The following is a 23,220-nucleotide window of genomic DNA, read 5'->3' as shown; positions in this document are numbered from 1 at the left end:
TTTTGGTAATCAAATATATAAAAATCTATTGAATCTTTAACAGTAAATTTGGATTTGGACAGTTTCTTGAGTAAAATTCCAACTCTTTTTGGCTACAAACTCCAGGATAATCTCCTTTTTTTTCTTGTAAATCTTTTATAATTTGAAAATGCAAATGAGGTGCATAATCTCCATTAATAGGTGAAGCTCCAAGTTTAGCAATAACTTCATCTTTTTTTACAATTTGTCCGACTTCTTTTCCAATTAAACTGTTTAAATCTAAATGACCATATAATGTGTAAAATGTACTATTTTCGATTGTATGTTCTAAAACTATAGTTGGACCATAATCACCTAAAGCGGTATTGTTTTGAAAACTATGGATTTTTCCATCTAAAGCAGCTAAAACACTTGTTCCAGCCTTTATCCATAAATCTAGTCCAATGTGAATGTTACGTTCATCAGTGATTTCATTTTTAAAAACGGTACTTCTTCGGTATAAATTTCTAGTTTCTAAATAACCACCAAAGGCAACTTTAGCCTTGTTTTTTGAAAGATGATTTTCTATGAATGCTTCAAAAATTAGCGCATTAGTTAGGTCTAAATTCAATTGATCTGTGTGAGTCGCAGACAAATCTAAAGTAACATAATCTTTGTAATCAATTGAAGAGTCAATAACTTTTACATTTTTTTGTTCTTGAAGTAACTGTTCTAAGTTTTTGTACATGTTTTTTATTCTACTAATTCACTGTATAATTTTTCGAAAGTTTTATCTAAATCATCACTAAAACCTGAATGGGGTCTCGAAGTTTGAATACTTGAGCTTTTTATTGCACTTATCCATCTAAAACGTTCGTCTTTTTCAAATTGAGCAATGGGTCCACCTTCTTTTTTTCCTTCGCAAATATTTACTAATGCATCAAGATTAATTTTAAGCAAATCCAAATCAAATTCAGAGCAGAAAGCTTTTATTTTTTCAGATGGAATATGGTACTTGATTCTCAAATATTTTTGACGCTTTGAGTACAACATCAAACCAACATTGATAAATTCTTCGCGTTCAACTTTCGGTACAACACGAATTACAGCATATTCATATAAGTGTTTATCGTGCATCTTGAGCTTGTTTTAAAAATAGTTCAGCGTTTTGTAATCTGATAGATAAGAATTGAAAATACACTTCCTTAATTTCTGAAGGAGAAATGTTCTGTTCTTCCCATTGCAACCAATCTTCCGGAATTTGATTGACTATTTCCTTCAGAATGGTATCGTTTAATTTGGAAGTAAATTCTTGATGTACTTCAACTAATTTACTGGCTTTTGGTAATAAGACATGATCTTTAATTAATGCAAATGGTGTCTTAGCTGTTGCTTCCCAATTTGTCCAAGAATGATGAAAATAAAAGGAAGCACCATGATCAATCAACCAAAGTTCTTTTTTCCAAATCAATAAATTGGTGTTTTTGAAAGTTCTATCTACATTAGTGATAAAAGCATCTAACCAAACGATTTTTGAAGCTAAAAAAGCATCACAATCATTGGCTGCTGCATCATAAGTCAAAGCTCCTGATAAAAAGTGTAAGCCCAAATTTAAACCTTGACTGAATTTCAATAAATCTTGAATTTCTTCATCAGCTTCTGTTCTTCCAAAGGCTTCGTCCAAATTAGCGAAAACTAACTCAGGAACTGGTAATTCAAGAAATTTTGCAATTTGTCCACCTAAAAACTCTGCGATTAGTGCTTTTACTCCATGACCAGCTCCTCTAAATTTCAAAACGTATTTAAAATCATCATCTGCTTCCGCTAAGGCTGGTAAAGAACCACCTTCTCGTAATGGAGTTATATATCTTGTGACGTTTACTGTGCGTAAATCTAAATTCATAAATGGAGCATTCTTTTTACAAATATAACTAATTCAAATTTTGAATATGATTATTCAAATATTTTTGAAATATAAAAATATATATTACTTTTAGTAGTTAAGTTTAAAGAAAAATAATTCTGATAAACATGAAATTTTCAAAAGAAGAAAAAAAATTTTGGCAAACACATTATCATGTCGATAAGCCATCACAGATTTATAAGGATTGGCATCAGATTTGGTCAGTAGATGGAAATCATGATGATGATTTTTTTTATTTTTTTTCATTACGTGTAAAATCAATTACTGAAGTTCATTTAAAAGACACTTTAATTACTGATAAAGCAGTTAAATATATGCTTGAATTTAAAGAACTTAAAATGCTTTTTTTGAGAAAACATGACAACATAACTAAAGTGAGTATACCGTTTTTTAATCAAATGAAAGGTTTGGAAAGTTTAAACATAACCAGAACCAAAATAACATTAACTGATTTATGTGAACTTTTAAACAATCAAAGTCTTAAAGAAGTGTTTCTAGATTCAGAAGAGAATGAAGAACACATTGAAGAAAAAGGTTTTGTCTTAAAGGAACGAATGCCTAACTGTAATGTTTACCTCAATTGCTCCGATGCTATTGATGCATTTGGAAATAAAGAAAAACCAATATTTTAAAAAAGAGAAAGCCTCATAATTTTCATTACAAGGCTTTTATTTTGTGTGATTAATTTATGCAGAATGAGTTTCTACATCACGGTTAATTTTATTTACCAATCCAACTAATACTTTTCCTGGACCAACTTCTGTAAAACTTGTAGCACCATCAGCAATCATTTGATTAACTGATTGTGTCCATTTAACAGGAGCTGTCAATTGTATAATTAAGTTTTTCTTGATTTCGTTTGCATCTGAAACAGCAGTTGCCGTTACATTCTGATAAACCGGACAAATAGGAGTAGAGAAAGTTGTTGCTTCAATGGCTGCTGCTAATTCTTCTCTAGCCGGTTCCATCATTGGTGAGTGAAATGCTCCACCAACAGGTAATATTAAAGCTCTTTTTGCTCCAGCTTCTTTCATTTTTTCACAAGCTTCTTCTACAGCTTTGTATTCTCCAGAAATAACTAATTGACCTGGACAGTTATAGTTTGCAGCCACAACAACACCATCAATTGAAGCACAAATTTCTTCCACAATTTTATCGTCAAGATTTAAAACAGCAGCCATTGTTGAAGGTTTAATTTCACAAGCTTTTTGCATAGCTAACGCACGTTTTGAAACTAATTTTAATCCATCTTCAAAAGATAATGCTCCGTTAGCAACTAAAGCAGAAAATTCACCTAAAGAGTGACCTGCAACCATTTCTGGTTTAAAGTCTTCTCCTAATGTTTTTGCTAAAATTACTGAATGTAAAAAAACAGCTGGTTGTGTTACTTTCGTTTCTTTTAATTCTTCGGAAGTTCCTTCAAACATAATGTCTGTGATTTTAAAACCTAGAATATCGTTTGCTTTTTCAAATAGTTCTTTGGCTAATGCCGAATTTTCATATAAATCTTTTCCCATTCCTGAGAATTGTGCTCCTTGACCAGGAAATACGTATGCTTTCATGTTTTGAGTTTAAAAGTTTAAAAGTTATGAGGTTAAAAAGCACTCACAAACTGTTGCAAAAATAACATTTTTATTATAAATCAAATGATTTAATGATTTCCAACAATTCTTTATTTAAGTCTTCATCAATAATTCCTTTTTCTTCGTCAAAATTATCATAAAAACTTGGTAAAGAAAATGTGCCTACTAAATTAGCATCGTGTCTAGGAAATCTGTCCTTTGCCATTTCTAAAACTGACTTTCCACCACGAGCACCAGGTGAAGTTGCCATTAATAGCATTCTTTTTCCTTGAAAAACTTTTCCATTAATTCTTGAAGTCCAATCTAAAATATTTTTAAAAGCAGCCGTGTAAGCACCGTTGTGTTCGGCTAAAGAAACCACAAGAAAATCAGCTTCTCCAATTTTATCAAGGAAATTTTGAGCTTCTTTAGGAAATCCCTTTTCTTCTTTGTCAACTGAAAATATTGGCATTTCATAATCGTTTAAATCGATAATTTCTACAGAAGCATTTTTAAATAAATTGGATGTATAAGTTGCTAGTTTTTTATTAATTGATTTTTTGCTCGATGAACCTCCAAACGCAATAATTTTTTTAGTCATTAGTTTTGTTTTTGTAATGTGATAAAGCTCCAGAAGGGCATTTATTTACAGTTTCTATAATTTTATCTGAACTTGAAGCATCAATTTTAACCCAAGGTTTTTCTTTAGGCTGAAAAACATCAGGGTTGTTTCTAACGCAATTTCCAGAATGAGTACATTTTCCAGATTGCCATACAACAGTAACTTCACCGTTTGTGTATTCTTTTGTTATGTCTTTTTGATGCATAGCTACAATATTTAGGTTATAAAATATCTTGAAATTCTTCGGTTTTATTAATCACACTCTTTACAAACGGACAAAGTGGAATTATTTTTATATTTTTTTCTCTAGCGAATTCAACAGCTTTTGTCAACATCATTTTACCAAAACCTTTACCGTTATTTCCTTCGTTAACTTCTGTGTGATCAATTATAATTTTATCATCACCAGCAAAAACGAAAGTCATTTTAGCTTGTGTTTTTCCATCAATTTCAATGTAGAAAAAGCCATTTTTTTCGTTTAGTTGTAATTTTACTTCTTTTTTCATACTTTAAAAATAAAGAAACCTTTCCACATTTCAAAAACGAGAAAAGGTTAAGTTTAATTAATTTTCCATTGGAACTTCCATTACTAAAAATTTTGAAGCTGAAATGGCTTTGATTTCTAGTTCAGTTGTATCCCAAATCCCAATTGCATCTCTTTTTTCTAATATTGAACCATTTACTTCAATTTTTCCTTCAATATTCATGATATAAAATCCGTTTCCTTCTTTTTTAAGGGAAAGTTTTTTTGAAAAATCAGCATCAAAATCACTTAAATAAAACCAAGCATCTTGATGAATCCAAACACCTTCGTCATCAGCATTTGGTGATAAAATTTGAGCAAAATCGTTTTTTTCTAATGATTTATCTAGTGTGATTTGTTGGTATCTTGGCTCCACATTTCTCATTTTTGGAAACAACCAAATTTGAAATAATTTAGTGTGTTGATCGTGATTAGGGTTAAATTCAGAATGTTGAATTCCTGTTCCAGCACTCATTACTTGTACATCTCCAGTTTTTATAGTTGCAGCATTTCCCATACTATCTTTATGTGCTAAATCACCTTCTAACGGAATTGTAATGATTTCCATATTATCATGTGGATGTGTTCCAAAACCCATTCCAGCTGCTACAGTGTCATCATTTAAAACTCTTAAAGCTCCAAATTGAACTCTATCTGGATTATACCAACTGGCAAAACTAAAACTGTGATAAGCATTCAACCAACCATGATCAGCGTGGCCTCTTGTGTTGGCTTTGTGTAAGACTGTATTTTTCATATCGTATAAATTTAATAAATTTTATAATATAAATTTATGACGATACACACTTTGAAATGCTTAACCTAGATTAAGAAATCAATTCCTCAGCATCTTACCTTTCATTTTACTAAAAAATTCTGGAGTTACTCCAATGTATGAGGCTATGTGTTTTTGAGGAACTTTTTGGATTAATGTTGGGTATTTTAAACAAAATTTTTCAAATCGTTCTTCAGCAGATAAGCTTAAATTATCCATTAATCGTTCTTGATGAGCTACTAATGAGTTTTCAGTTAAAATTCTAAAAAAACGTTCTAGTTTTGGAATTTGATGGTATAATTCTTCTTGGTTTTCTTTTGATAGTTGAGCAACTTCAGCATCTTCCAATACTTCAATAAACAAGTTTCCAGGTTTTTGAGAAATTAAGCTATACATGTCTCCAATCCACCAATCTTCGCAGGCAAATTGAAGAACATGTTCAACAATATTATCGTTAATAGTAAAACTTCTTAAAATTCCAGATTTAACAAAATAGGAGTATTTAGCAACTTCTCCAGCTTGTAATAAAACAGTTTTGGCTTTGTAATGATTTAATTCAATTTTGGATAGGATTAGTTCTTTCTCTTCATCGCTTAGTGAAATAATCTTTTCTATATTTTGAATTATTAAAGTCATTTATGCATTAACTTTTACTAAAGCTGCTGTTAATTTTGCTCTTTCTACAATTTTTTCAATTGGAGTTTCTTTTGAGTCATAAGATAAAACAACACCCATTCTTCTGTAAGGTCTTGAGGTTGGTTTTCCAAATAATCTAAAATCTGTTTTTGGTAAACAAGCAACATTTTCAATACCAGTAAATGTTGGGTTATTAGAGCTTTCAGAAGCTAGAATTACAGCACTTGCACCGTTTTTTTCGTGAGTGATTTCTGCAATAGGTAAACTTAAAATAGCTCTTAAATGTAATTCAAATTCATTAAAGTTTTGTGTTCCTGCAAGAGTTACCATTCCAGTATCATGAGGTCTTGGAGACAATTCAGAAAAATAAACACCTTCATCAGTCAAGAAAAATTCAACACCAAAAAGTCCAGCTCCACCAAGTGCTTCTGTAACTTTTTCGGCCATATCTTGAGCTTCAAATAAATCTTTGTCTGAAACTCTAGCTGGTTGCCAACTTTCTTGATAATCACCACGTTCTTGTCTGTGTCCTATTGGAGCACAAAATAGCGTAGGGTTATTGTTTTGTGTTACCGTTAATAAAGTTATTTCAGAATGAAAATTTACAAATGCTTCAACAATTACTTCCACAACATCTCCACGAGAACCTTCTACTGCATAATTCCATGCTTTTACGATATCTTCGTTAGTTTTAATGGTAGATTGTCCTTTTCCAGACGAGCTCATTAATGGTTTTACAACACAAGGCATTCCAACCTCTTTAACCGCTTTTTCTAACTCTTCGGCAGTTGTTGCATATCGATAATCAGCAGTTCTTAAGCCTAAATCTTTAGCAGCTAAATCGCGAATTGCTTTTCTATTCATGGTAAAATTTGCCGCTTTAGCAGAAGGAACAACTGTTAATCCTTGCTTTTCATAATCGTAAAAACGTTCTGTACGAATAGCTTCAATTTCTGGAACAATAAAATCAGGTTGGTGTTTGGCTACAATTCTGTCCAATTCAGAACCGTCTAACATATTAATGACTTCAAAACCATGTGCGACTTGCATGGCTGGAGCGTTTTCATAACTATCAACTGCAATTACCGTTTGGCCAATTCGCTGTGCTGCAATTACAAATTCTTTTCCTAGTTCACCAGAGCCTAATAGTAGTATTTTTTTATTCATTTTAGTTGTAATAAAAAGCCCCAAGTTTCCTTGAGGCAAATGTTATTATGCTAATGCTTCTTTAATTCTTCGCATTGCTTCTGTTAGTTGTTCTTCGCTGGTAGCATAAGAAAAACGAATGCAATTTGGATTTCCAAAAGCTTCACCTGTTACTGTGGCAACGTTTGCTTCAGAAAGTAAATACATGGCAAAATCGTTAGCATCTTTGATTTCTGTTCCTTTTAAAGTTTTTCCAAAATAGTCAGATACATCTGGGAAAACATAAAATGCTCCTTCAGGTGAATTGATTTTTAATCCAGGAATTTCTTGGATTAATCCAACGACTAAATCTCTTCTGCTTTTGAAAGCTGAAACCATTTCGTTTAATACTTTTGGATCAGCATCAACAGCTGCAATTGTAGCTCTTTGCGCAATTGAATTTGCTCCAGAAGTCACTTGTCCTTGCATTTTTGTACAAGCTTTTGCAATAATTTCTGATGCTCCAATATAACCAATTCTCCAACCTGTCATAGCAAATGCTTTTGCAACTCCATTCACAGTAATTGTTTTTTCAAACATACCAGGAATTGAAGCGATACTACAAAATGTTCCTGAAAAATTGATGTGTTCGTAGATTTCATCTGAAACTACATAGATATTTGGATACTTTTCTAATACTTTGGCTAAAGCAGTTAATTCTTCACAATTATAAACTGAACCACTTGGATTACAAGGTGAACTATACCAAACCATTTTTGTTTTTGGAGTAATGGCTTTTTCTAATTGCTCAGGTGTAATTTTAAAATCACTTTCTATAGTCGTTGGAACTTCAACCGGAATTCCTCCAGCCATTTTTACAATTTCATAATATGAAACCCAATAAGGAGCTGGTAAAATTACTTCGTCACCATCGTTAAGCATTACTTGCGCAATGTTATATAACGATTGTTTTGCACCTGTTGATACAACAATGTTTGAGGGTTTATACTCTAATTCGTTATCTCTTTTAAATTTTCTACAAATTGCTTCTTTTAAATCGGCATATCCATCAACAGGAGAGTAAGTAGAATAATTTTCGTCAATTGCTTTTTTTGCTGCTTCTTTGATGAAATCAGGTGTATTGAAATCAGGTTCTCCTAGACTTAAACTTATGATGTCTTTTCCTTGAGATTTTAACTCTCTTGCTAAAGCTGCCATAGCTAAAGTTTGAGAGGTCGATAATTTGTTAATTCTGTCTGAAAGTGGATTGTTCATTATGTTGTTGATGTTAAATAAAGAGACGCGAAATTAATCGCGTCTTGAATTTTTATACTAGTTGAGGTTTTTGACCTAATTCTTTTAAATGTTTAAAGTGCGAGTACAGAGCAGCCCTCATGGTTTTGAATTCATAATAAGGCAAATCATATTCTTGAGCAGTTTCTTTAACGATTTTTGCAATCTTATCATAATGAATATGACTGATGTGCGGAAAAATATGATGTTCTATTTGATGGTTTAATCCACCAGTGTAATAATTTACTAACCAGTTTTTAGGAGCAAAATTAGCTGTTGTGAATAACTGATGAATTGCCCAAGTGTTTTCCATTGACATGTCTTCATCAGGTGAAGGTGTAACGGTGTCTTCTACAATATGTGCTAATTGGAATACAACACTTAAGATTACTCCAGCTGTATAATGCATAACCACGAATCCTAATAAAACTTTCCACCAAACAATTCCGATTACCATTGGAATCACCAACCAGATTGAAAAGTAAATCACTTTTGTAATAACTAAAGTTGTCCATCTTACAGAAGGTTTTTTCCATTCTCCATAAGATAATTTTCTTTTTAAGTAACGTTTCATTTGAAGGAAATCTGTAGTGATTGCCCAATTGAAAGTCAATAATCCATATAAAAATACAGAATAAATATGTTGAAACTTGTGAAAGTATTTCCAGTCAGCTTGTTTGGTAAAGCGCATTACTCTTCCAGCATCTAAATCTTCATCATGACCATGAATATTGGTATAAGTGTGATGTAATACATTGTGTTGTACCTGCCAGTTGTACACATTTCCGGCTAAAATATAGATGCTTCCACCCATAATTTTGTTTAACCATCCTTTTGAAGAATACGAACCGTGATTTCCATCGTGCATAACATTCATTCCAACACCAGCCATTCCTATTCCGATAACTACGTTAAGTAATAAATAAACCCAAAAAGGCATATTCATTGCTAAAAGAAAGAAATAAGGTGTTAAAAATATGGCAAACATCACTACAGTTTTTAAATGTAGTTTCCAGTTGCCTGTTTTTTGTATTTTGTTTTCTTTGAAATATTCGTTAACTCTCTTGTTTAGAGTACGAAAGAATTTCAATGAATCAATATTTGAAAATGTAGGTGAATTTGAATTCATAATAATGTAATTAAGTGCCAAAGATAAATATTATAATTTTTTCAAATATGATATTAGTCATTTTTTATTAGTTAAAAACACTATTTTTGTGGAAAAATTAACTTTATGGAAGAAATTTTAAGACAATTTCCTAATTTAACTTCAATTCAAATTGAACAGTTTGAAAAATTACAAGCTTTATATGAAGATTGGAATTCAAAAATAAATGTGATTTCAAGAAAAGATATTGACGAATTGTATACAAGACATGTTTTGCATTCATTAGGAATTGCTAAAATTCAAGAATTTGAAAAAGGAACTTCTATTTTAGATGTTGGAACTGGTGGTGGTTTTCCTGGAATTCCATTGGCTATTTTATTTCCAGAAACGCGTTTTTACTTGATTGATGTTATTGCCAAAAAAATAAAAGTGGTGAATGAAGTGGCTACTGCTTTAGGTTTACAAAATGTAAAAGCAGAACAAATGCGTGCCGAAAACGTAAAAGGTGATTTCGATTTTATCTTAAGTAGAGCAGTTACAAATATGCCAGACTTTGTAAGTTGGATTAAAGATAAAATCAAAAAACAAAACAAACACGAACTTAAAAACGGAATTTTATATCTAAAGGGTGGTGATTTAACCGAAGAATTAAAGGATTTTCCAAAAGCAACTGAATATAATTTATCCAATTATTTTAAAGAAGATTTTTTCGAAACTAAAAAAGTGGTTCATTTGCCTTTGAAGTTTAAAGCTTAATAGACTTTTTTATTATCAATTAGAACTACACCCAGTTACAGGATCAAAAACACTTTGAATAGTACAAGAAATAGTAGCTGTTATATTTGGAATAGTTAGCGTTGCTTCACCTAAATTATTTAATGTAATCGTTTGGGTTTGACCAGTTGTTAATGTATAGGTAACAACAGCGTTTGGAGTGCCTGTAAAATTAAAAACAGCTGTTTCATTTACACAAATATCACTTGCTGCTGCTACGTTTGCAAAAGGTGCTTCAATAATTTCTAAAACTACACTTTCATTTAAAGTTTGAAAACATGTAGGGTTATTTGCAAGAGCCACTTGGGTTAAATTTATAGTATATGTCCCAAAATTAGCAGTTGGAAAATTAAGGTTTACAATTGATGAACCAGCTGTTGTAGTGACAGTTTGTGGATTTAAACCATTTACATTAAAGCTAAATTCATAAGGAGCTGTTGCGTTACTACCCGTAAAAGTTAATACTGGTAATGTTCCATTTTGACATACTTGATTAACATCTAATGCTATTGTTCCATTAGGTAAGCCACTAGTTGTAACCGCATAATTTGCTTCATTATTTGAAGTATTGCTCTCTGCAACTATTCCTGTGGTTGTACCATCATTGTTTGCAATAATTTGTAATTGAAAATTATTAGGTATTGTTGAAGGAATAACAATATTTTGTGTTAAAGAAATACTACCATTTATAGGAATAGGAACAGTTGTGTAAATAGTTTGTAACAACGTACTATTAGCATAAAAAGATATAGGTGTGTTAGCAGGCAAAACCGCATTACTGTTATTATTTGAAACGGTGTAATTAACACTCAAATTTTGATTTGTACAAACACCTTGACCAGTAACTTGGTCAATAGTAACTGTAGCATCTGGTAGCTCTGAACGGATGGAGGTTATTACTGTCTGTATAAAACGAATTGCTACTGAATTCATGGTAATGTTAGCATTTGTATCTCCTATATTGATGTAAGGACTAACATCGTAGGTGTCAATGTCCTGGTTCCAATTGGTTATGCTTCCTGTAAAACTATTTGTGCCATTAAAAGGATTGTTTATTGGGTTTAAAGTATTAGATAATAAATTATTATTAAATTGAATATCTTCTCCAAAAAATAAATTAGGACTACCATTCCATACTATATAAGTCATGTTTGCGTTTTGAGTGTCCACAACATTAAGGTTGTCAATTGGTATTTGTATTGGAATTGGAACACCAAAAGGATTGTAAGTAAACCTAAACCCATTATAAATATTTAGTTGTTGATTTGGTAAAGTTAAATCTTCATAGACTACAATAATATTCCAGCCACTGAAATAAATTGAGCCGGAACAATAAGTTGTTATTATTGAATTTAAATCAAAGTTAGTAAAATTATAAATACTGTTACCAGTAGTCTGAACATAACTACTTATATCTTTAACTGCAGAAAAATAAGGAATTGGTTGTATAGGTACACTTACATCGGCAACATTTATAAAATCCGGCATTTGTGTAATGCCATTCAATTGAACGCTAGCATCATTACCAGTCCCTGTTCCTGACCAAATTAAATATGCAGCTACTACATTTTGTGAAGGTAGAAGATTAAGAGTTGCAGAAGATTGAGATAGCATTTGACAAGGTGGAGGAGGAGTTTGCCAATTATCAAATTCATTGTGTGTATTGCCAATTATGGTATAACCATATTGACCATTAAACTGTTGTAATAAGGTGATAGGTACGTCATATTGTGCATTACAAAAAGTAAAAGTTAATAATAGAAATAGAGTTAATCTCATAGATAATGGGCTTTTAAAACAAATATAGGCTTATTTTAACATAAGAAAAGAAAAACAAACTGTTAAATAAAAGTTAAAAATCTTTTTTTTTTTTTTTTTGTTTAAAATAAATTGTATTGCTTTGAGTAATTAATCCTAAAATTCTTATTTATGAAAACAAAATTACTTATTTTCAGTTTATTTGCTTTTGGTATTTCATTTGCTCAAAACAAATCTTCAGGTTCTGTGCAGTCTGTAATATCAAGTCCCACAGCTGTAGCAGGAGAGATATTTAGATTCCAACCTGGCAACGTTAAGCAATTAGATGCTGGTTCGAGTTTTACTACTAATAATTCTCGTTGGTTTTCTATGGGTAATGTAGCAGCAGGTTCTATTACCAGTTATGGTTTACGCTTTCAATTGCCTTCAAAATCTGTATTTTTTGGGTATCAAGATATCACTAGTGCCAATCCAAGAATAGAATGGTTTGGTGAAAGTGCTAATTTAGGTGATTTAGAATTTAGAGTTGGTAATAACTTTGCTTCATCATCAACTACTCTTGCAGCAACTATGACAAAATTTGGCAATACAGTATTTGGTACAACTAATCCTTTTGGTAATAATTCTGCATCTCCTCGTGTAGGTATTGTTTCTTCGGGTAATAGTACAGCTCTTTCTATAATTTCAGATTTAACAGCTATAGATGTTATATCAACAGGTGGAGCAGGGGTTAGTGTTGATGTTTCAGGTAGCACTACAAATTATGGAGGTCTATTTAATGCTTATGGTGGAGAATATGGTATAGGCATATATGCACAAGCCCAAGGTGTGATTCAATCTACAGGTGTAAATTCTTATAGTACTAGTGCAGAAAATAACATAGGTGTAAGAGGTACTACATTAGGTCAAGGTGGTTTTGAAGCAGGTATTTATGGAGATACTCCAACTACTGGAAACTATTTTGCTGGTTACTTTGATGGTGATGTATTTACTACTGCCTCATATTTGCCTTCTGATGCAAAATTAAAAGATAATGTAGTTAATGAAGAAAATGTTTTAAAACGTTTAGAAAAATTGCGTCCTGTTACTTATGAGTATAAAGACATTAAAGAAATGCATTTACCGATGCAGAAGCAACACGGTTTTATTTCGCAAGAATTAGCAGCAGTTTTTCCAGAGCTAACTAAAGATGTTACAAAACCAATTTTTGATGAAAAAGGAAAAATTGTATCTAGTTTTGAATTTAAGTCTATTAATTACAATGGCTTAATTTCTGTTTTAACTGCTGGTATGTTAGAGTTGAATAAAGAAGTTAAAGCTTTAAAAGAAGAATTGGCTGAATATAAATCAAACGAGATACTACGTAATCGTTTAAATGAGAGTTCAAACACACACATAAAAGGTTACAGTATGGAACAAAACGTACCTAATCCATTTACAGATCAAACACAAATTCGTTTTCAATTGCCAACAAACGTGAGCAAAGCAAATATTGTTGTTTTTGATTTAAATGGTAGATTAATAAAAGAATATGATTTAAACCAAAATAGTGGATTATTAAACATACAATCTTCAGATTTAGGTAAAGGAATGTTTTTATACACAATGGTTTACAATGGTTCTGAAATAATGACAAAGAAAATGATTGTTAGATAAATAGTTTATAAAATTAAAGTTAAAAAGGGATTCATAATTGAACCCCTTTTTTTTTAATAGTATTTTACAAATTAGCACAAATTTAAGTAGTGAAAATTAATAAAATTTGTGTTAAAACTTTATTCTCCTAAAAACGGATATCTGTAATCTTCTGGTGTAACGAAAGTTTCTTTAATTGTTCTTGGAGAAACCCAACGCAATAAGTTTTGCATAGAACCTGCTTTGTCATTGGTTCCTGAAGCTCTTGCTCCTCCAAAAGGTTGCATTCCTACAACAGCTCCTGTTGGTTTGTCGTTGATGTAGAAATTTCCAGCTGCATTTTCTAAGGCTTTTGTTGCTTCTACAATTGCATATCTATCTTGACTAAAAATAGCTCCAGTTAAAGCGTATTCTGAAGTTTCGTCTACTAATTTTAAAGTCTCAGCCCATTTCGCATCTTCATATACATAAATCGTAATTACTGGTCCAAAAAGTTCCGTACACATAGTTTCGTATTTTGGATTTGTGGTTACGATAACCGTTGGTTCAATAAAGTACCCTTTAGATTTATCGTAATTTCCACCTACTAAAATTTCAGCATCAGAATCTTTTTTAGCTTGATCAATAAAACTAGCTAATTTGTCAAATGAACCTTCGTGAATTACAGCTGTAATGAAGTTTCCAAAATCTTCTGGAGAACCCATTTTGAATGATTTTACATCAGCAACTAATTGTTCTTTTGCTGCTGCCCACATACTTTGAGGAATGTAAGCTCTAGAAGCTGCCGAACATTTTTGTCCTTGAAATTCAAAAGCTCCACGAACAATTCCTGTAACAACTTGTTTTACATTCGCTGATGGATGCGCTACGATAAAATCTTTTCCACCAGTTTCTCCTACAATTCTTGGATAGGTTTTGTATATATGAATATTGTTTCCAATTTTCTTAAAAATTTCTTTGAAAACATATGTTGAACCCGTGTAATGAACTCCAGCAAAATCTGGATGATCAAAAATAGTATCAGAAATCATAACTGGATCACCAAAAACCACATTGATAACTCCATCAGGAACTCCAGCTTCTTTGAAAATATCAATAATGATTTTTGCAGAAAAAACTTGACTATCACTTGGTTTCCAAACAACAGTATTTCCCATTAAAGCTGCACTTGCTGGTAAATTAGCCGCAATTGCTGTAAAGTTGAAAGGAGTAATCGCATAAACAAATCCTTCTAATGGACGGTATTCTACTTTGTTCCAAACGTCAGAATTTGAAGTAGGTTGGTCATTATAAATTTGCGTCATGAATTCTACGTTGTATCGTAAAAAATCAATCAACTCACATGAAGCATCAATTTCTGCTTGAAAAATATTTTTTGATTGTGCAATCATTGTTGCAGCATTAATTCTAGCTCTATATGGTCCAGCAATTAATTCAGCTGCTTTTAAAAATATAGCTGCTCTGTGTTCCCATGGCATTTGTGACCATTCTTTTCTAGCTTCTAATGCAGCAGAAATAGCTTTGTCTACATGAGATTTTTCAGCTAAATGATATTTTCCTACAATGTGTTGATGATCGTGAGGAGCTGACATTGTTTTTGTATTGTTAGTTCGAACTTCTTCTGAACCAATATACATAGGAACGTCTATAGTTTCATTCCACATTTTCTTGTAAGCTGCTAAAACGGCTGCTTTTTCTGGAGAATTTGGAGCGTAAGATTTTACGGGTTCGTTAACCGCTTTTGGGACATGAAAGAATCCTTTTGGCATAATGTGAATTATTAGATTATTAAACTTTTATGAAATTTTGCTACTTTTTATTGTAGAAAATTTAATTGAATGCAAAAATACAAATGATTTTTCAAAAAGTATGTTAGAAAAGATACAAATTAATTTAAAGCAAAAGTTGCACTTAATTTGAAAGTAGGAATTTCCACTCTAAAGCTTCTTGTTGAGGTGAAATTTATCATGTTGAAATGTCCTTTCATAGCTCCAATAGGAGAAGCTAATAAACATCCAGAAGAATACACATGAGATTCACCTGGTTTTAAAACTGGTTTTTTACCTACAACGCCTTCACCGTCAACAATTTCTTTATTGTTTAAAGAATCATAAATTTCCCAATGACGCGAGTTTAGTTGGACAGAATCTTTACTTTGGTTTTCAATCGTAATCTGATAAGAAAAGGCAAAATGAATTTTGTAGTTCTTGAAGTAAGTGCCTTCAAAACTAGTCAAAACTGAAATTTTAATGCCTCTTGTTATTTGAGTTACCATTTTCTAGAATAAAATAATTCCTATAAACATCATTATTATTGCAGAAATAAATAAAAATATTCCAAATAATGGATTCAAAAGTACAAATTTTAAAATGGTTTTCCAACGACCTTGTTGGTAAAAATTTCTTAAAGATTTATAGAAGTATATTGGAAATACAATAAAAAAACTAACAGAGGAAAATAGATAGGATAATGTTGGGCTCACAAAATCAAATAAATTAAATATAATCATACAAATAAATATGAAAGTAAAATAGGTGTATGAAAATACTAAATGCTCTGTATAATTAATTTTTTTTCGAATATATACCAACCAAAAAATAATAGTTATTATGGGTAAGCTTAAGAAAATTAAAAAAGGTAATTTTTGATAAAAGAACTCAATAAGTTCATCGCTAATATTGTTAGATTTAAATAGTTTAGATTTATTGTATAGAAACTTATTTGCATAGTTATTGTCAAAACCTAATTCTTTTAAACAGTCTTCAGCATCTTTGTCTGGATATTTTAAAGAATAGTTTCTAAAAGAAGAGATTCTGTAAGTTAAAGGTTCAATATTAGAATGTAGATTTTTGTTAATAAAGTCACTTGTGTAAATAGAATCTTTACTAATGTGTAAGCTATCTCTTTTTAGTTTTTTTAAAGAACTGTATGTCAGAGTGTCTTCTTGCTCTAAATCTTTTTCAATTTGATCTGTCTTTTGTTTTTCTTCACTAAATGTTTCTTGAGTTGGACTTAAATTGAATGAAATAAAAAGCATAATGGAAACACTTAAAAACAAACGAAAAGGATTAGCATATTTTTGACGCTTTCCCTCATTAAATTCTCTAGCCAAAACTCCTGGCTTAGTGAATATTGAAATTATCGAATTTCTTAAACGAGAATCATAGGCATAAAAATTAGAAAGAAATTCTTCAAAAAAATCACTAATTGTTAGTTTTTTAGTTGAATTAAGTTGTCCGCATTGATGACAATATTTTTCACTAATATCTAAAGCTGTTTCGCAGTTTAAACATTTCGTTCCTCTAAATTGCCTTGATTTTCTTTTAGACATTAATTTTTAATAATTTTAGAAGAAGTTGTTCCGTGACCAATTACACGATCGTATCTGTCATTATTTCCACGATAATACACTATTATATTGTATTGATTCTCTGTCTGAAAAAAGTTTCCATCTATTGCATTTTCACTGTCAATATTTCCTTTTTTATCGGTTAAAGTGTATTCAAAATTGACAAAACCTTGTTTTATTAAAACAGCCTTTTCGTAGTAACCGCTTTCTTTATTATACTCCATTTTGTACTCGTCAGTTTTGGCATAATTATTAAACATCCCTCCTACATATATGTTGTTATTTGTAAAAGTAGTTGCTGCATCTAAAGTGAAATATACCCATGTATAATCTGCTTGAATATCTGAATTTTCGGCACCTCTATTATACACTAAAAACCTTCCATTGATGTCTGGATAATAGGTATAAATTCTGTTTTTTCTTTCAACATTTGGATATAAATGCGTGTTATAAATATCTCCAGCAGTATATTTTAAAACGGTGTTGCTTGTAGCTCTAATTGTACTGTTTTCAAAATTCCAAAATTCGTTTCCACCCCAAAATTGCGTTTCTTCATTATAACGATAAACTAATTCATTTCCAATGGTGTATTGGGGAGCAATATTATATTTTGCATTGTCCCAACGGGCATTTTGAAAAATACTGACTTTTACATTTTGTTTTGGATTTTGATATGTAGTTTCTCCTAAATTAATTGTGAAATCTAAATTTTGTTTTTCTTGAATGGTTTGGATATTTCTAGATTTTCTAACAATTGCTGGTATGGTAACTATGTCTTCGTAAATAATAAATTTTCTTGAAAAAACAATTTCACGATCATCATTAAATACTTTAATCATGTAGTTTCCACTTTTTGTAATTTGATTGAAACGATTTGGAAAAGTTTGAACATAATGCGAATATAATTGTAATGTGTTGAATGAATTTTCGTAGGTAATAATTCGTTGATTGTCCATTCCTTGCAAATATTCTACTTTGGCTAAACCTGTTGGCTTCCAATCATAAGTATATTGTGTAATTGTGTAATAATAATCTGCTTCGTTGCCAAATAAATCGTCAAATTGCAACTCAAAACCTTCTCCTAATTTAAAAAAAGGAACCGAAACAGAATCTCTTTGATGAAATGAAACAGCTTTAATATTATAAGGTGGATTGACTTCTTTTTCAATTTGCGATTGTGAATACATAGTTGTGAAGCCAAGTGTAATCAACAATAAAGTAATTATTTTTTTCATAAAAGTAGTTGTAGTAAAGTGTAAATTTAGTAAATCTAAAAAGAACTTTGCAATAATTATGCTCGAAACCTAAAAAACAATTATTTAGAATTATTTTAAATAGTAAAATCATAGGGTTAAATATTTGGTAAGCATATTGGTAAATGATTAAATTTGCACGTTTTATAAAATAGTACTAACCATATCTTCAATAAACATGTCAAAAGACATTCGAATTAAAAAAGGTTTAGACCTTAAATTGAAGGGTGAAGCAGAAAATACAATTTCTGTTGTTTCCCGCTCGAAAGTCTATGCTATTACTCCTTCTGATTTTCATGGAACTACTCCAAAAATGATAGTTAAGGAAGGTGCAAAAGTTAAAGCTGGTGAAGTAATTTTCTACTCAAAAAATGATGAGTCAGTAAAATTTGTTTCTCCTGTAAGTGGAACAATCCAACAAATCACACGTGGTGATAAAAGAGTTATTTTAGAAATTCTTATCGCTGCAGATTCTCAAGATGTACACGTAGAGCATAGCAAAAAAAATCCAAAAGATTTATCGTCTCAAGAAGTAAAAGAACAACTGTTAGCTTCTGGTTGTTGGCCATTTATCAATCAACGTCCGTATGATGTGATTGCTAATTCTGCTGATACTCCAAAAGCAATTTTTGTATCTGGAATTAATTCTGCACCATTAGCTGCCGATTTAAACTTTACTTTAGAAGGTAAAAAAGAATTTTTAAAAGCTGGTTTTGAGGCTTTAGCCAAATTGACAACTGGAAAAGTTCATGTAACTACTAGGCCAAACGCTACTTTCATGCCTGAAACGGATGCAGTTGTACTTCATAAAGGAGAAGGAGTTCATCCAATTGGATTAGTTTCTACGCAAATAGCAAAAATTGATCCTATCAATAAAGGGGAGAAAGTTTGGACTGTTCAGATAGAAGATGTTGCTATAATTGGTGAATTGTTCTCAACAGGAAAAGTAAACTTTGAAAGAAAAGTGGCTTTAACAGGAACTGGATTTGAAAAACCTTCTTATGTTACCGTAATTGCTGGTGGTCAAATGGCAGATGTTGTTGCTTCTAACTTAAAAGATGGAAATTTCAGAATCATTAGTGGGAACGTTTTAACTGGAGATAAAAAATCTAAAGAGCAATCATTAGGATTTTATCATTCTCAAGTTACAGTAATTCCAGAAGGTGATGATTATGATTTCTTTGGTTGGAATTTACCAAGACCTAATAAATTTAGTATTTATAGAGCTGGAATGTTCTCGTTCTTAACTCCAAATAAAAAATACGATTTAAATACTAATACAAACGGAGAACACAGAGGATTTGTACTTACTGGGAAATATGAAAAAGTATTTCCATTAGATATTTATCCAATGGAATTATTAAAATCTATTTTAGTTAAAGATATTGACCAAATGGAAGCTTTAGGAATTTATGAAGTAGCTCCAGAAGATTTTGCTTTAACAGAATATGTTGACGTTTCTAAACAAGATCATCAAAAAATAATCCGTGCAGGATTAGATATGATGATAAATGAAGTGGGTTAATTTCAAAATAAAGAAATAAGAAAATGGGATTAAAACAAAATTTACATAATTTAAAAGGGAAGTATAAAGGAACAAAGATGGAACAAACGTTCAATGCTTTGCATACTTTTCTATATTTACCAAACATCACAACGCATTCTGGTGCTCACGTTAGAGATGCTGCCGATTTGAAACGTGTGATGAATACAGTTATCATGTCATTGATTCCTGCATTAATTTTTGGTATGTTCAATGCTGGTTTTCAGCATTATGGTCAGATAAACGGTTTTCCAACTGATGGAATGACTTTTTTATCTACAAACTTCTGGAATTTAGATAATTTATTGGTTGGAGCTTCAAAAATTCTTCCAATGCTTATCGTCTCTTATGGTGTTGGATTAGGAGTTGAGTTTATCTTCGCAACCGTTAAAAAACATGAAGTTGAAGAAGGATATCTTGTAACAGGAATGCTTGTACCACTTATCATGCCTATCGATTTGCCGCTTTGGATGTTAGCAGTAGCTGTAATCTTTGGTGTTATCATAGGTAAAGAATTATTTGGTGGAACAGGAATGAATGTTTTAAATCCTGCTTTAACAATTCGTGCTTTCTTATTCTTCAACTGGGCAGCTTGGATGTCTGGAGATAAAGTTTGGGTTCACGGAGCAGTTGAAGGAGTTAAAAATGCTGCTGGTACAGATGCTATTTCAGGAGAAACTATTTTAGGAACTCTTGCTGCAAATAAACCGCTATTGCATTCGGCTCAAGATATGTTCTTTGGGTTTATTCCGGGTTCTGTCGGAGAAACTTCTACGTTAATGATATTATTAGGTGCAGCTTTCTTAATCTTTACAGGAATTGGAAGTGCAAGAATTATGATTTCTTCTGTAGTAGGAGCAATCGCAATGGGATTAATATTTAATGGTTTAGTAGATTCAGGTGTAATTGTAGAAGGAAGTAAATTCTATGGTTTAATGAATTTTCCATTCTGGCAACATTTACTAGTTGGAGGTATTGCCTTTGGAATTGTCTTTATGGCAACAGATCCAGTATCAGCTTCACAAACTGCAACAGGTAAAATAATTTATGGATTTTTAATTGGATTTATTAGTATTTTAATACGTGTATTCAATCCAGCTTATCCAGAAGGTGTAATGATGGCTATTCTATTAATGAATGTTTTCGCACCAACAATTGACCATTATGTAGTTCAGGCAAACATAAAGAGAAGAATGAAACGTTTAAAAGTAAAAACTACATAATATGTCAAAACGTACAGATTCAAACGGATATACTATTATCTTTTCAGTTGTAATGGTAATAGTAGTAGGAGCTTTATTAGCATTTTTTGCTAATTTCACAAAAGAAGATAGAGTTAAAAACGACCAAGTTAAAGCTCAAATAGATATTTTAAATGCAATTGGTGTGGAAGCAACTAGATCAAATGCAACAGAAATGTTTACTAAATATATTAAAGAGCAAAAAGTTATTGAAGCAGAAAATGTTTCTGATAATGATAAAGCTTATTTAATTGACGTTAAAAAAGAATTAGATAACGCAAAAAATGGTAAGACTCAAAAATTACCATTGTTTATCGCTGAAAAAGACGGAAAAACGGTTTACATATTGCCTGTTAGAGGTAATGGTTTATGGGATGCAATTTGGGGTTACATTGCGCTTAACGATGATTTAAAAACTGTAAATGGTGTTTATTTTGACCACAAAGGTGAAACACCAGGTTTAGGAGCTAACATTACTGAAACTTTCTTTACCGATGATTTTAAAGGGGAAAGCCTTTATGATGGTTCAGGTAATTTCAAAGGTATTGAAATCTCTAAATCAAACGGTGACCCAAACAACACTGATAAGTCAGACAATCAAGTGGATGCTATATCAGGTGCAACAATTACAGGTAATGGAGTAGGAGCTATGATTAATTCAGGAATCCGTTCCTATTTACCTTATTTTTCAACATTAAAAAAATAAAAATGGCAGAAAATAAAACACAAAGCGAACCATTGTTTTCAAAGAAAAACATGGGTTTATTAAAAGATCCTTTAACAGATAACAACCCAGTTACTGTTCAAGTATTAGGAATTTGTTCTGCATTAGCAATTACAGCTGAATTAAAAGCTTCAGTTATTATGGGACTTTCTGTAATATTTGTTTTAGGAGCTGGTAACGTTGTTATCTCTTTATTGAGAAATGTTATTCCTTCTGCAATTCGTATTATTGTTCAACTTGTTGTAGTTGCTGCTTTAGTAATTATTGTAGATTTAACACTTAAAGCTTATGTTCCTGATTTAGCAAAGAAATTATCAGTATTCGTAGGATTAATTATTACAAATTGTATTATCATGGGACGTTTTGAAGCTTTTGCTTTAGGGAACGGTCCTTGGAAATCATTTTTAGATGGTGTTGGTAATGCAGCTGGATATGCTTTAATTCTTGTAATAGTAGGTTTCTTTAGAGAATTACTAGGTTCAGGTAAATTATTTGGTTTCCCAGTTTTTGGAGATCCAGTTGAAAAAACAGGTCTTTATGCTACAGGATATGAAAATAACGGATTTATGTTGTTAGCTCCAATGGCCTTAATTACTTTAGGGTTAATAATTGGTTTCCAACGTTCAAGAAATAAAAGTCTAATAGAAACAAACTAAGAAATGGAATTATTACAATTATTTTTAAAGTCAATTTTTATTGATAATATGGTATTCGCAACGTTCCTTGGAATGTGTTCGTACTTAGCAGTTTCTAAAAAAGTTTCAACAGCAGTTGGACTTGGTGCAGCAGTAATTTTTGTGATGCTAGTAACTGTACCTTTAAACTACTTATTAGATCAATACATACTTCAACCAGGTGCATTAGCATGGTTAGGTGAAGAATATGCTGATTATGATTTAAGTTTCTTAACGTTTATTTTATTTATTGCTACTATTGCTACAATGGTTCAATTAGTAGAAATGATTGTTGAAAAATTTGCTCCATCACTTTATACGTCTTTAGGTATATTTTTACCACTTATTGCTGTAAACTGTGCTATTTTAGGAGGATCTTTATTCATGCAGCAAAAAGAATTTAATAACATTACAGAAGCAACAGTTTACGGTGTAGGCTCTGGAATTGGTTGGTTCTTGGCAATTGTTGCAATTGGTGCAATTAGAGAGAAAATTAGATATTCAAATGTGCCTGATGCTTTTAGAGGTTTAGGTATGACATTTATTTTAACAGGATTAATGGCTATTGGTTTCATGTCTTTTGGAGGTATGTTAACTGGTGGTGATGCACCTGTAGAAAAGAAAGAAGTTGTAGAAAATGTTGAAGTTTCAACTGAAATTAAAGTGGAAGAAACGGCAAATGATTCAACAGCATTAGAAATAGTAACTGATTCATTAACTAAAATATCTCAATAAAAAGTATG

The 23,220-nt window shown here is 31.3% G+C and carries 25 protein-coding genes; 8 read left to right on the top strand and 17 right to left on the bottom strand.

Going from position 1 to position 23,220, the window contains the following annotated elements; all coding sequences use genetic code 11:
- Window positions 1-25: 25 nt before the first annotated feature.
- Genes AABJ49_RS11510 through AABJ49_RS11500 form a run of 3 tightly spaced genes read right to left on the bottom strand, consistent with a single transcriptional unit; the run spans window position 26 to window position 1,861 of the window.
- Window positions 26-706 (bottom strand): peptidoglycan DD-metalloendopeptidase family protein, encoded by a 681-nt coding sequence (locus AABJ49_RS11510; RefSeq protein ID WP_338378424.1) that lies wholly within the window; start codon window positions 704-706, stop codon window positions 26-28.
- Between the two features lie 5 nt (window positions 707-711).
- Entirely contained in the window at window positions 712-1,095 is a 384-nt protein-coding gene (locus tag AABJ49_RS11505; protein WP_338378423.1) for a DUF3037 domain-containing protein, read from the bottom strand.
- Entirely contained in the window at window positions 1,085-1,861 is a 777-nt protein-coding gene (locus tag AABJ49_RS11500; protein ID WP_338378422.1) for a HipA family kinase, read from the bottom strand. The genes AABJ49_RS11505 and AABJ49_RS11500 overlap by 11 nt, the downstream gene beginning before the upstream one ends.
- Window positions 1,862-1,989: 128 nt before the next feature.
- On the opposite strand from AABJ49_RS11500, the gene AABJ49_RS11495 reads away from it, so the two are divergent.
- Complete coding sequence (locus AABJ49_RS11495) at window positions 1,990-2,514, top strand: hypothetical protein (protein ID WP_338378421.1); 525 nt, start codon at window positions 1,990-1,992, stop codon at window positions 2,512-2,514.
- A gap of 54 nt (window positions 2,515-2,568) precedes the next feature.
- Here the strand turns inward: AABJ49_RS11495 and fabD are convergent, their stop codons facing one another.
- The 9 genes from fabD to AABJ49_RS11450 form a co-directional block, all read right to left on the bottom strand.
- Window positions 2,569-3,444, bottom strand: coding sequence for an ACP S-malonyltransferase (fabD, locus tag AABJ49_RS11490; protein WP_338378420.1), 876 nt, complete (start codon window positions 3,442-3,444; stop codon window positions 2,569-2,571).
- Window positions 3,445-3,517: 73 nt separating this feature from the next.
- Window positions 3,518-4,045, bottom strand: coding sequence for an NAD(P)H-dependent oxidoreductase (locus AABJ49_RS11485; protein WP_338378419.1), 528 nt, complete (start codon window positions 4,043-4,045; stop codon window positions 3,518-3,520).
- Complete coding sequence (locus tag AABJ49_RS11480) at window positions 4,038-4,271, bottom strand: (4Fe-4S)-binding protein (RefSeq protein ID WP_338378418.1); 234 nt, start codon at window positions 4,269-4,271, stop codon at window positions 4,038-4,040. The genes AABJ49_RS11485 and AABJ49_RS11480 overlap by 8 nt, the downstream gene beginning before the upstream one ends.
- A 16-nt stretch (window positions 4,272-4,287) precedes the next feature.
- Window positions 4,288-4,572, bottom strand: coding sequence for a GNAT family N-acetyltransferase (locus AABJ49_RS11475; RefSeq protein WP_338378417.1), 285 nt, complete (start codon window positions 4,570-4,572; stop codon window positions 4,288-4,290).
- 57 nt (window positions 4,573-4,629) lie between these two features.
- Window positions 4,630-5,346 carry a pirin family protein gene (locus tag AABJ49_RS11470; RefSeq protein WP_338378416.1) on the bottom strand — a complete coding sequence of 239 codons (717 nt, stop codon included), beginning with the start codon at window positions 5,344-5,346 and terminating at the stop codon, window positions 4,630-4,632.
- Window positions 5,347-5,424: 78 nt separating this feature from the next.
- Window positions 5,425-6,000 (bottom strand): Crp/Fnr family transcriptional regulator, encoded by a 576-nt coding sequence (locus tag AABJ49_RS11465; RefSeq protein ID WP_338378415.1) that lies wholly within the window; start codon window positions 5,998-6,000, stop codon window positions 5,425-5,427.
- Window positions 6,001-7,167 carry a formate-dependent phosphoribosylglycinamide formyltransferase gene (gene purT / locus AABJ49_RS11460; RefSeq protein WP_338378414.1) on the bottom strand — a complete coding sequence of 389 codons (1,167 nt, stop codon included), beginning with the start codon at window positions 7,165-7,167 and terminating at the stop codon, window positions 6,001-6,003. It abuts the gene before it with no gap.
- Window positions 7,168-7,212: 45 nt separating this feature from the next.
- Window positions 7,213-8,400, bottom strand: a complete 1,188-nt coding sequence (locus AABJ49_RS11455) for a pyridoxal phosphate-dependent aminotransferase (RefSeq protein ID WP_338378413.1) — start codon at window positions 8,398-8,400, stop codon at window positions 7,213-7,215.
- Between the two features lie 52 nt (window positions 8,401-8,452).
- Complete coding sequence (locus tag AABJ49_RS11450) at window positions 8,453-9,547, bottom strand: acyl-CoA desaturase (protein WP_338378412.1); 1,095 nt, start codon at window positions 9,545-9,547, stop codon at window positions 8,453-8,455.
- A gap of 105 nt (window positions 9,548-9,652) precedes the next feature.
- Between AABJ49_RS11450 and rsmG the strand changes: the two genes are divergently transcribed.
- Entirely contained in the window at window positions 9,653-10,282 is a 630-nt protein-coding gene (rsmG, locus tag AABJ49_RS11445) for a 16S rRNA (guanine(527)-N(7))-methyltransferase RsmG (RefSeq protein ID WP_338378411.1), read from the top strand.
- Window positions 10,283-10,297: 15 nt separating this feature from the next.
- On the opposite strand, the gene AABJ49_RS11440 is transcribed toward rsmG, so the two are convergent.
- Entirely contained in the window at window positions 10,298-12,079 is a 1,782-nt protein-coding gene (locus tag AABJ49_RS11440; protein WP_338378410.1) for a hypothetical protein, read from the bottom strand.
- A 150-nt stretch (window positions 12,080-12,229) separates the two neighbouring features.
- On the opposite strand from AABJ49_RS11440, the gene AABJ49_RS11435 reads away from it, so the two are divergent.
- Complete coding sequence (locus AABJ49_RS11435) at window positions 12,230-13,714, top strand: tail fiber domain-containing protein (RefSeq protein ID WP_338378409.1); 1,485 nt, start codon at window positions 12,230-12,232, stop codon at window positions 13,712-13,714.
- Window positions 13,715-13,833: 119 nt separating this feature from the next.
- On the opposite strand, the gene pruA is transcribed toward AABJ49_RS11435, so the two are convergent.
- The 4 genes from pruA to AABJ49_RS11415 form a co-directional block, all read right to left on the bottom strand.
- On the bottom strand, window positions 13,834-15,462 hold the full coding sequence (gene pruA, locus AABJ49_RS11430) for an L-glutamate gamma-semialdehyde dehydrogenase (RefSeq protein ID WP_338378408.1): 1,629 nt from the start codon (window positions 15,460-15,462) through the stop codon (window positions 13,834-13,836).
- A gap of 119 nt (window positions 15,463-15,581) precedes the next feature.
- Window positions 15,582-15,968 carry a Co2+/Mg2+ efflux protein ApaG gene (gene apaG / locus AABJ49_RS11425; protein WP_338378407.1) on the bottom strand — a complete coding sequence of 129 codons (387 nt, stop codon included), beginning with the start codon at window positions 15,966-15,968 and terminating at the stop codon, window positions 15,582-15,584.
- Window positions 15,969-15,971: 3 nt separating this feature from the next.
- A complete protein-coding gene (locus tag AABJ49_RS11420) occupies window positions 15,972-17,024 on the bottom strand; it encodes a DUF3667 domain-containing protein (RefSeq protein WP_338378406.1) in 1,053 nt (350 codons plus the stop codon).
- Window positions 17,024-18,277, bottom strand: a complete 1,254-nt coding sequence (locus AABJ49_RS11415; protein ID WP_338378405.1) for a DUF5103 domain-containing protein — start codon at window positions 18,275-18,277, stop codon at window positions 17,024-17,026. The genes AABJ49_RS11420 and AABJ49_RS11415 overlap by 1 nt, the downstream gene beginning before the upstream one ends.
- A 196-nt stretch (window positions 18,278-18,473) precedes the next feature.
- Between AABJ49_RS11415 and AABJ49_RS11410 the strand changes: the two genes are divergently transcribed.
- From AABJ49_RS11410 to nqrE, 5 genes are read left to right on the top strand one after another with little or no spacing between them, the layout of a single operon-like run.
- Window positions 18,474-19,820, top strand: coding sequence for a Na(+)-translocating NADH-quinone reductase subunit A (locus AABJ49_RS11410; protein WP_338378404.1), 1,347 nt, complete (start codon window positions 18,474-18,476; stop codon window positions 19,818-19,820).
- A 23-nt stretch (window positions 19,821-19,843) separates the two neighbouring features.
- Complete coding sequence (locus AABJ49_RS11405; RefSeq protein WP_338378403.1) at window positions 19,844-21,061, top strand: NADH:ubiquinone reductase (Na(+)-transporting) subunit B; 1,218 nt, start codon at window positions 19,844-19,846, stop codon at window positions 21,059-21,061.
- 1 nt (window position 21,062) lies between these two features.
- Window positions 21,063-21,785: an NADH:ubiquinone reductase (Na(+)-transporting) subunit C gene (nqrC, locus tag AABJ49_RS11400; protein ID WP_338378402.1), complete on the top strand. Its 723-nt coding sequence runs from the start codon at window positions 21,063-21,065 to the stop codon at window positions 21,783-21,785.
- Window positions 21,786-21,787: 2 nt separating this feature from the next.
- Window positions 21,788-22,459, top strand: coding sequence for an NADH:ubiquinone reductase (Na(+)-transporting) subunit D (locus AABJ49_RS11395; RefSeq protein WP_338378401.1), 672 nt, complete (start codon window positions 21,788-21,790; stop codon window positions 22,457-22,459).
- A 3-nt stretch (window positions 22,460-22,462) separates the two neighbouring features.
- A complete protein-coding gene (gene nqrE / locus AABJ49_RS11390) occupies window positions 22,463-23,212 on the top strand; it encodes an NADH:ubiquinone reductase (Na(+)-transporting) subunit E (RefSeq protein ID WP_338378400.1) in 750 nt (249 codons plus the stop codon).
- Window positions 23,213-23,220 lie beyond the last annotated feature (8 nt).

This window comes from uncultured Flavobacterium sp., assembly GCF_963922255.1.
GTDB lineage: Bacteria > Bacteroidota > Bacteroidia > Flavobacteriales > Flavobacteriaceae > Flavobacterium.
This window is presented reverse-complemented; position numbering and strand designations above follow the sequence as displayed.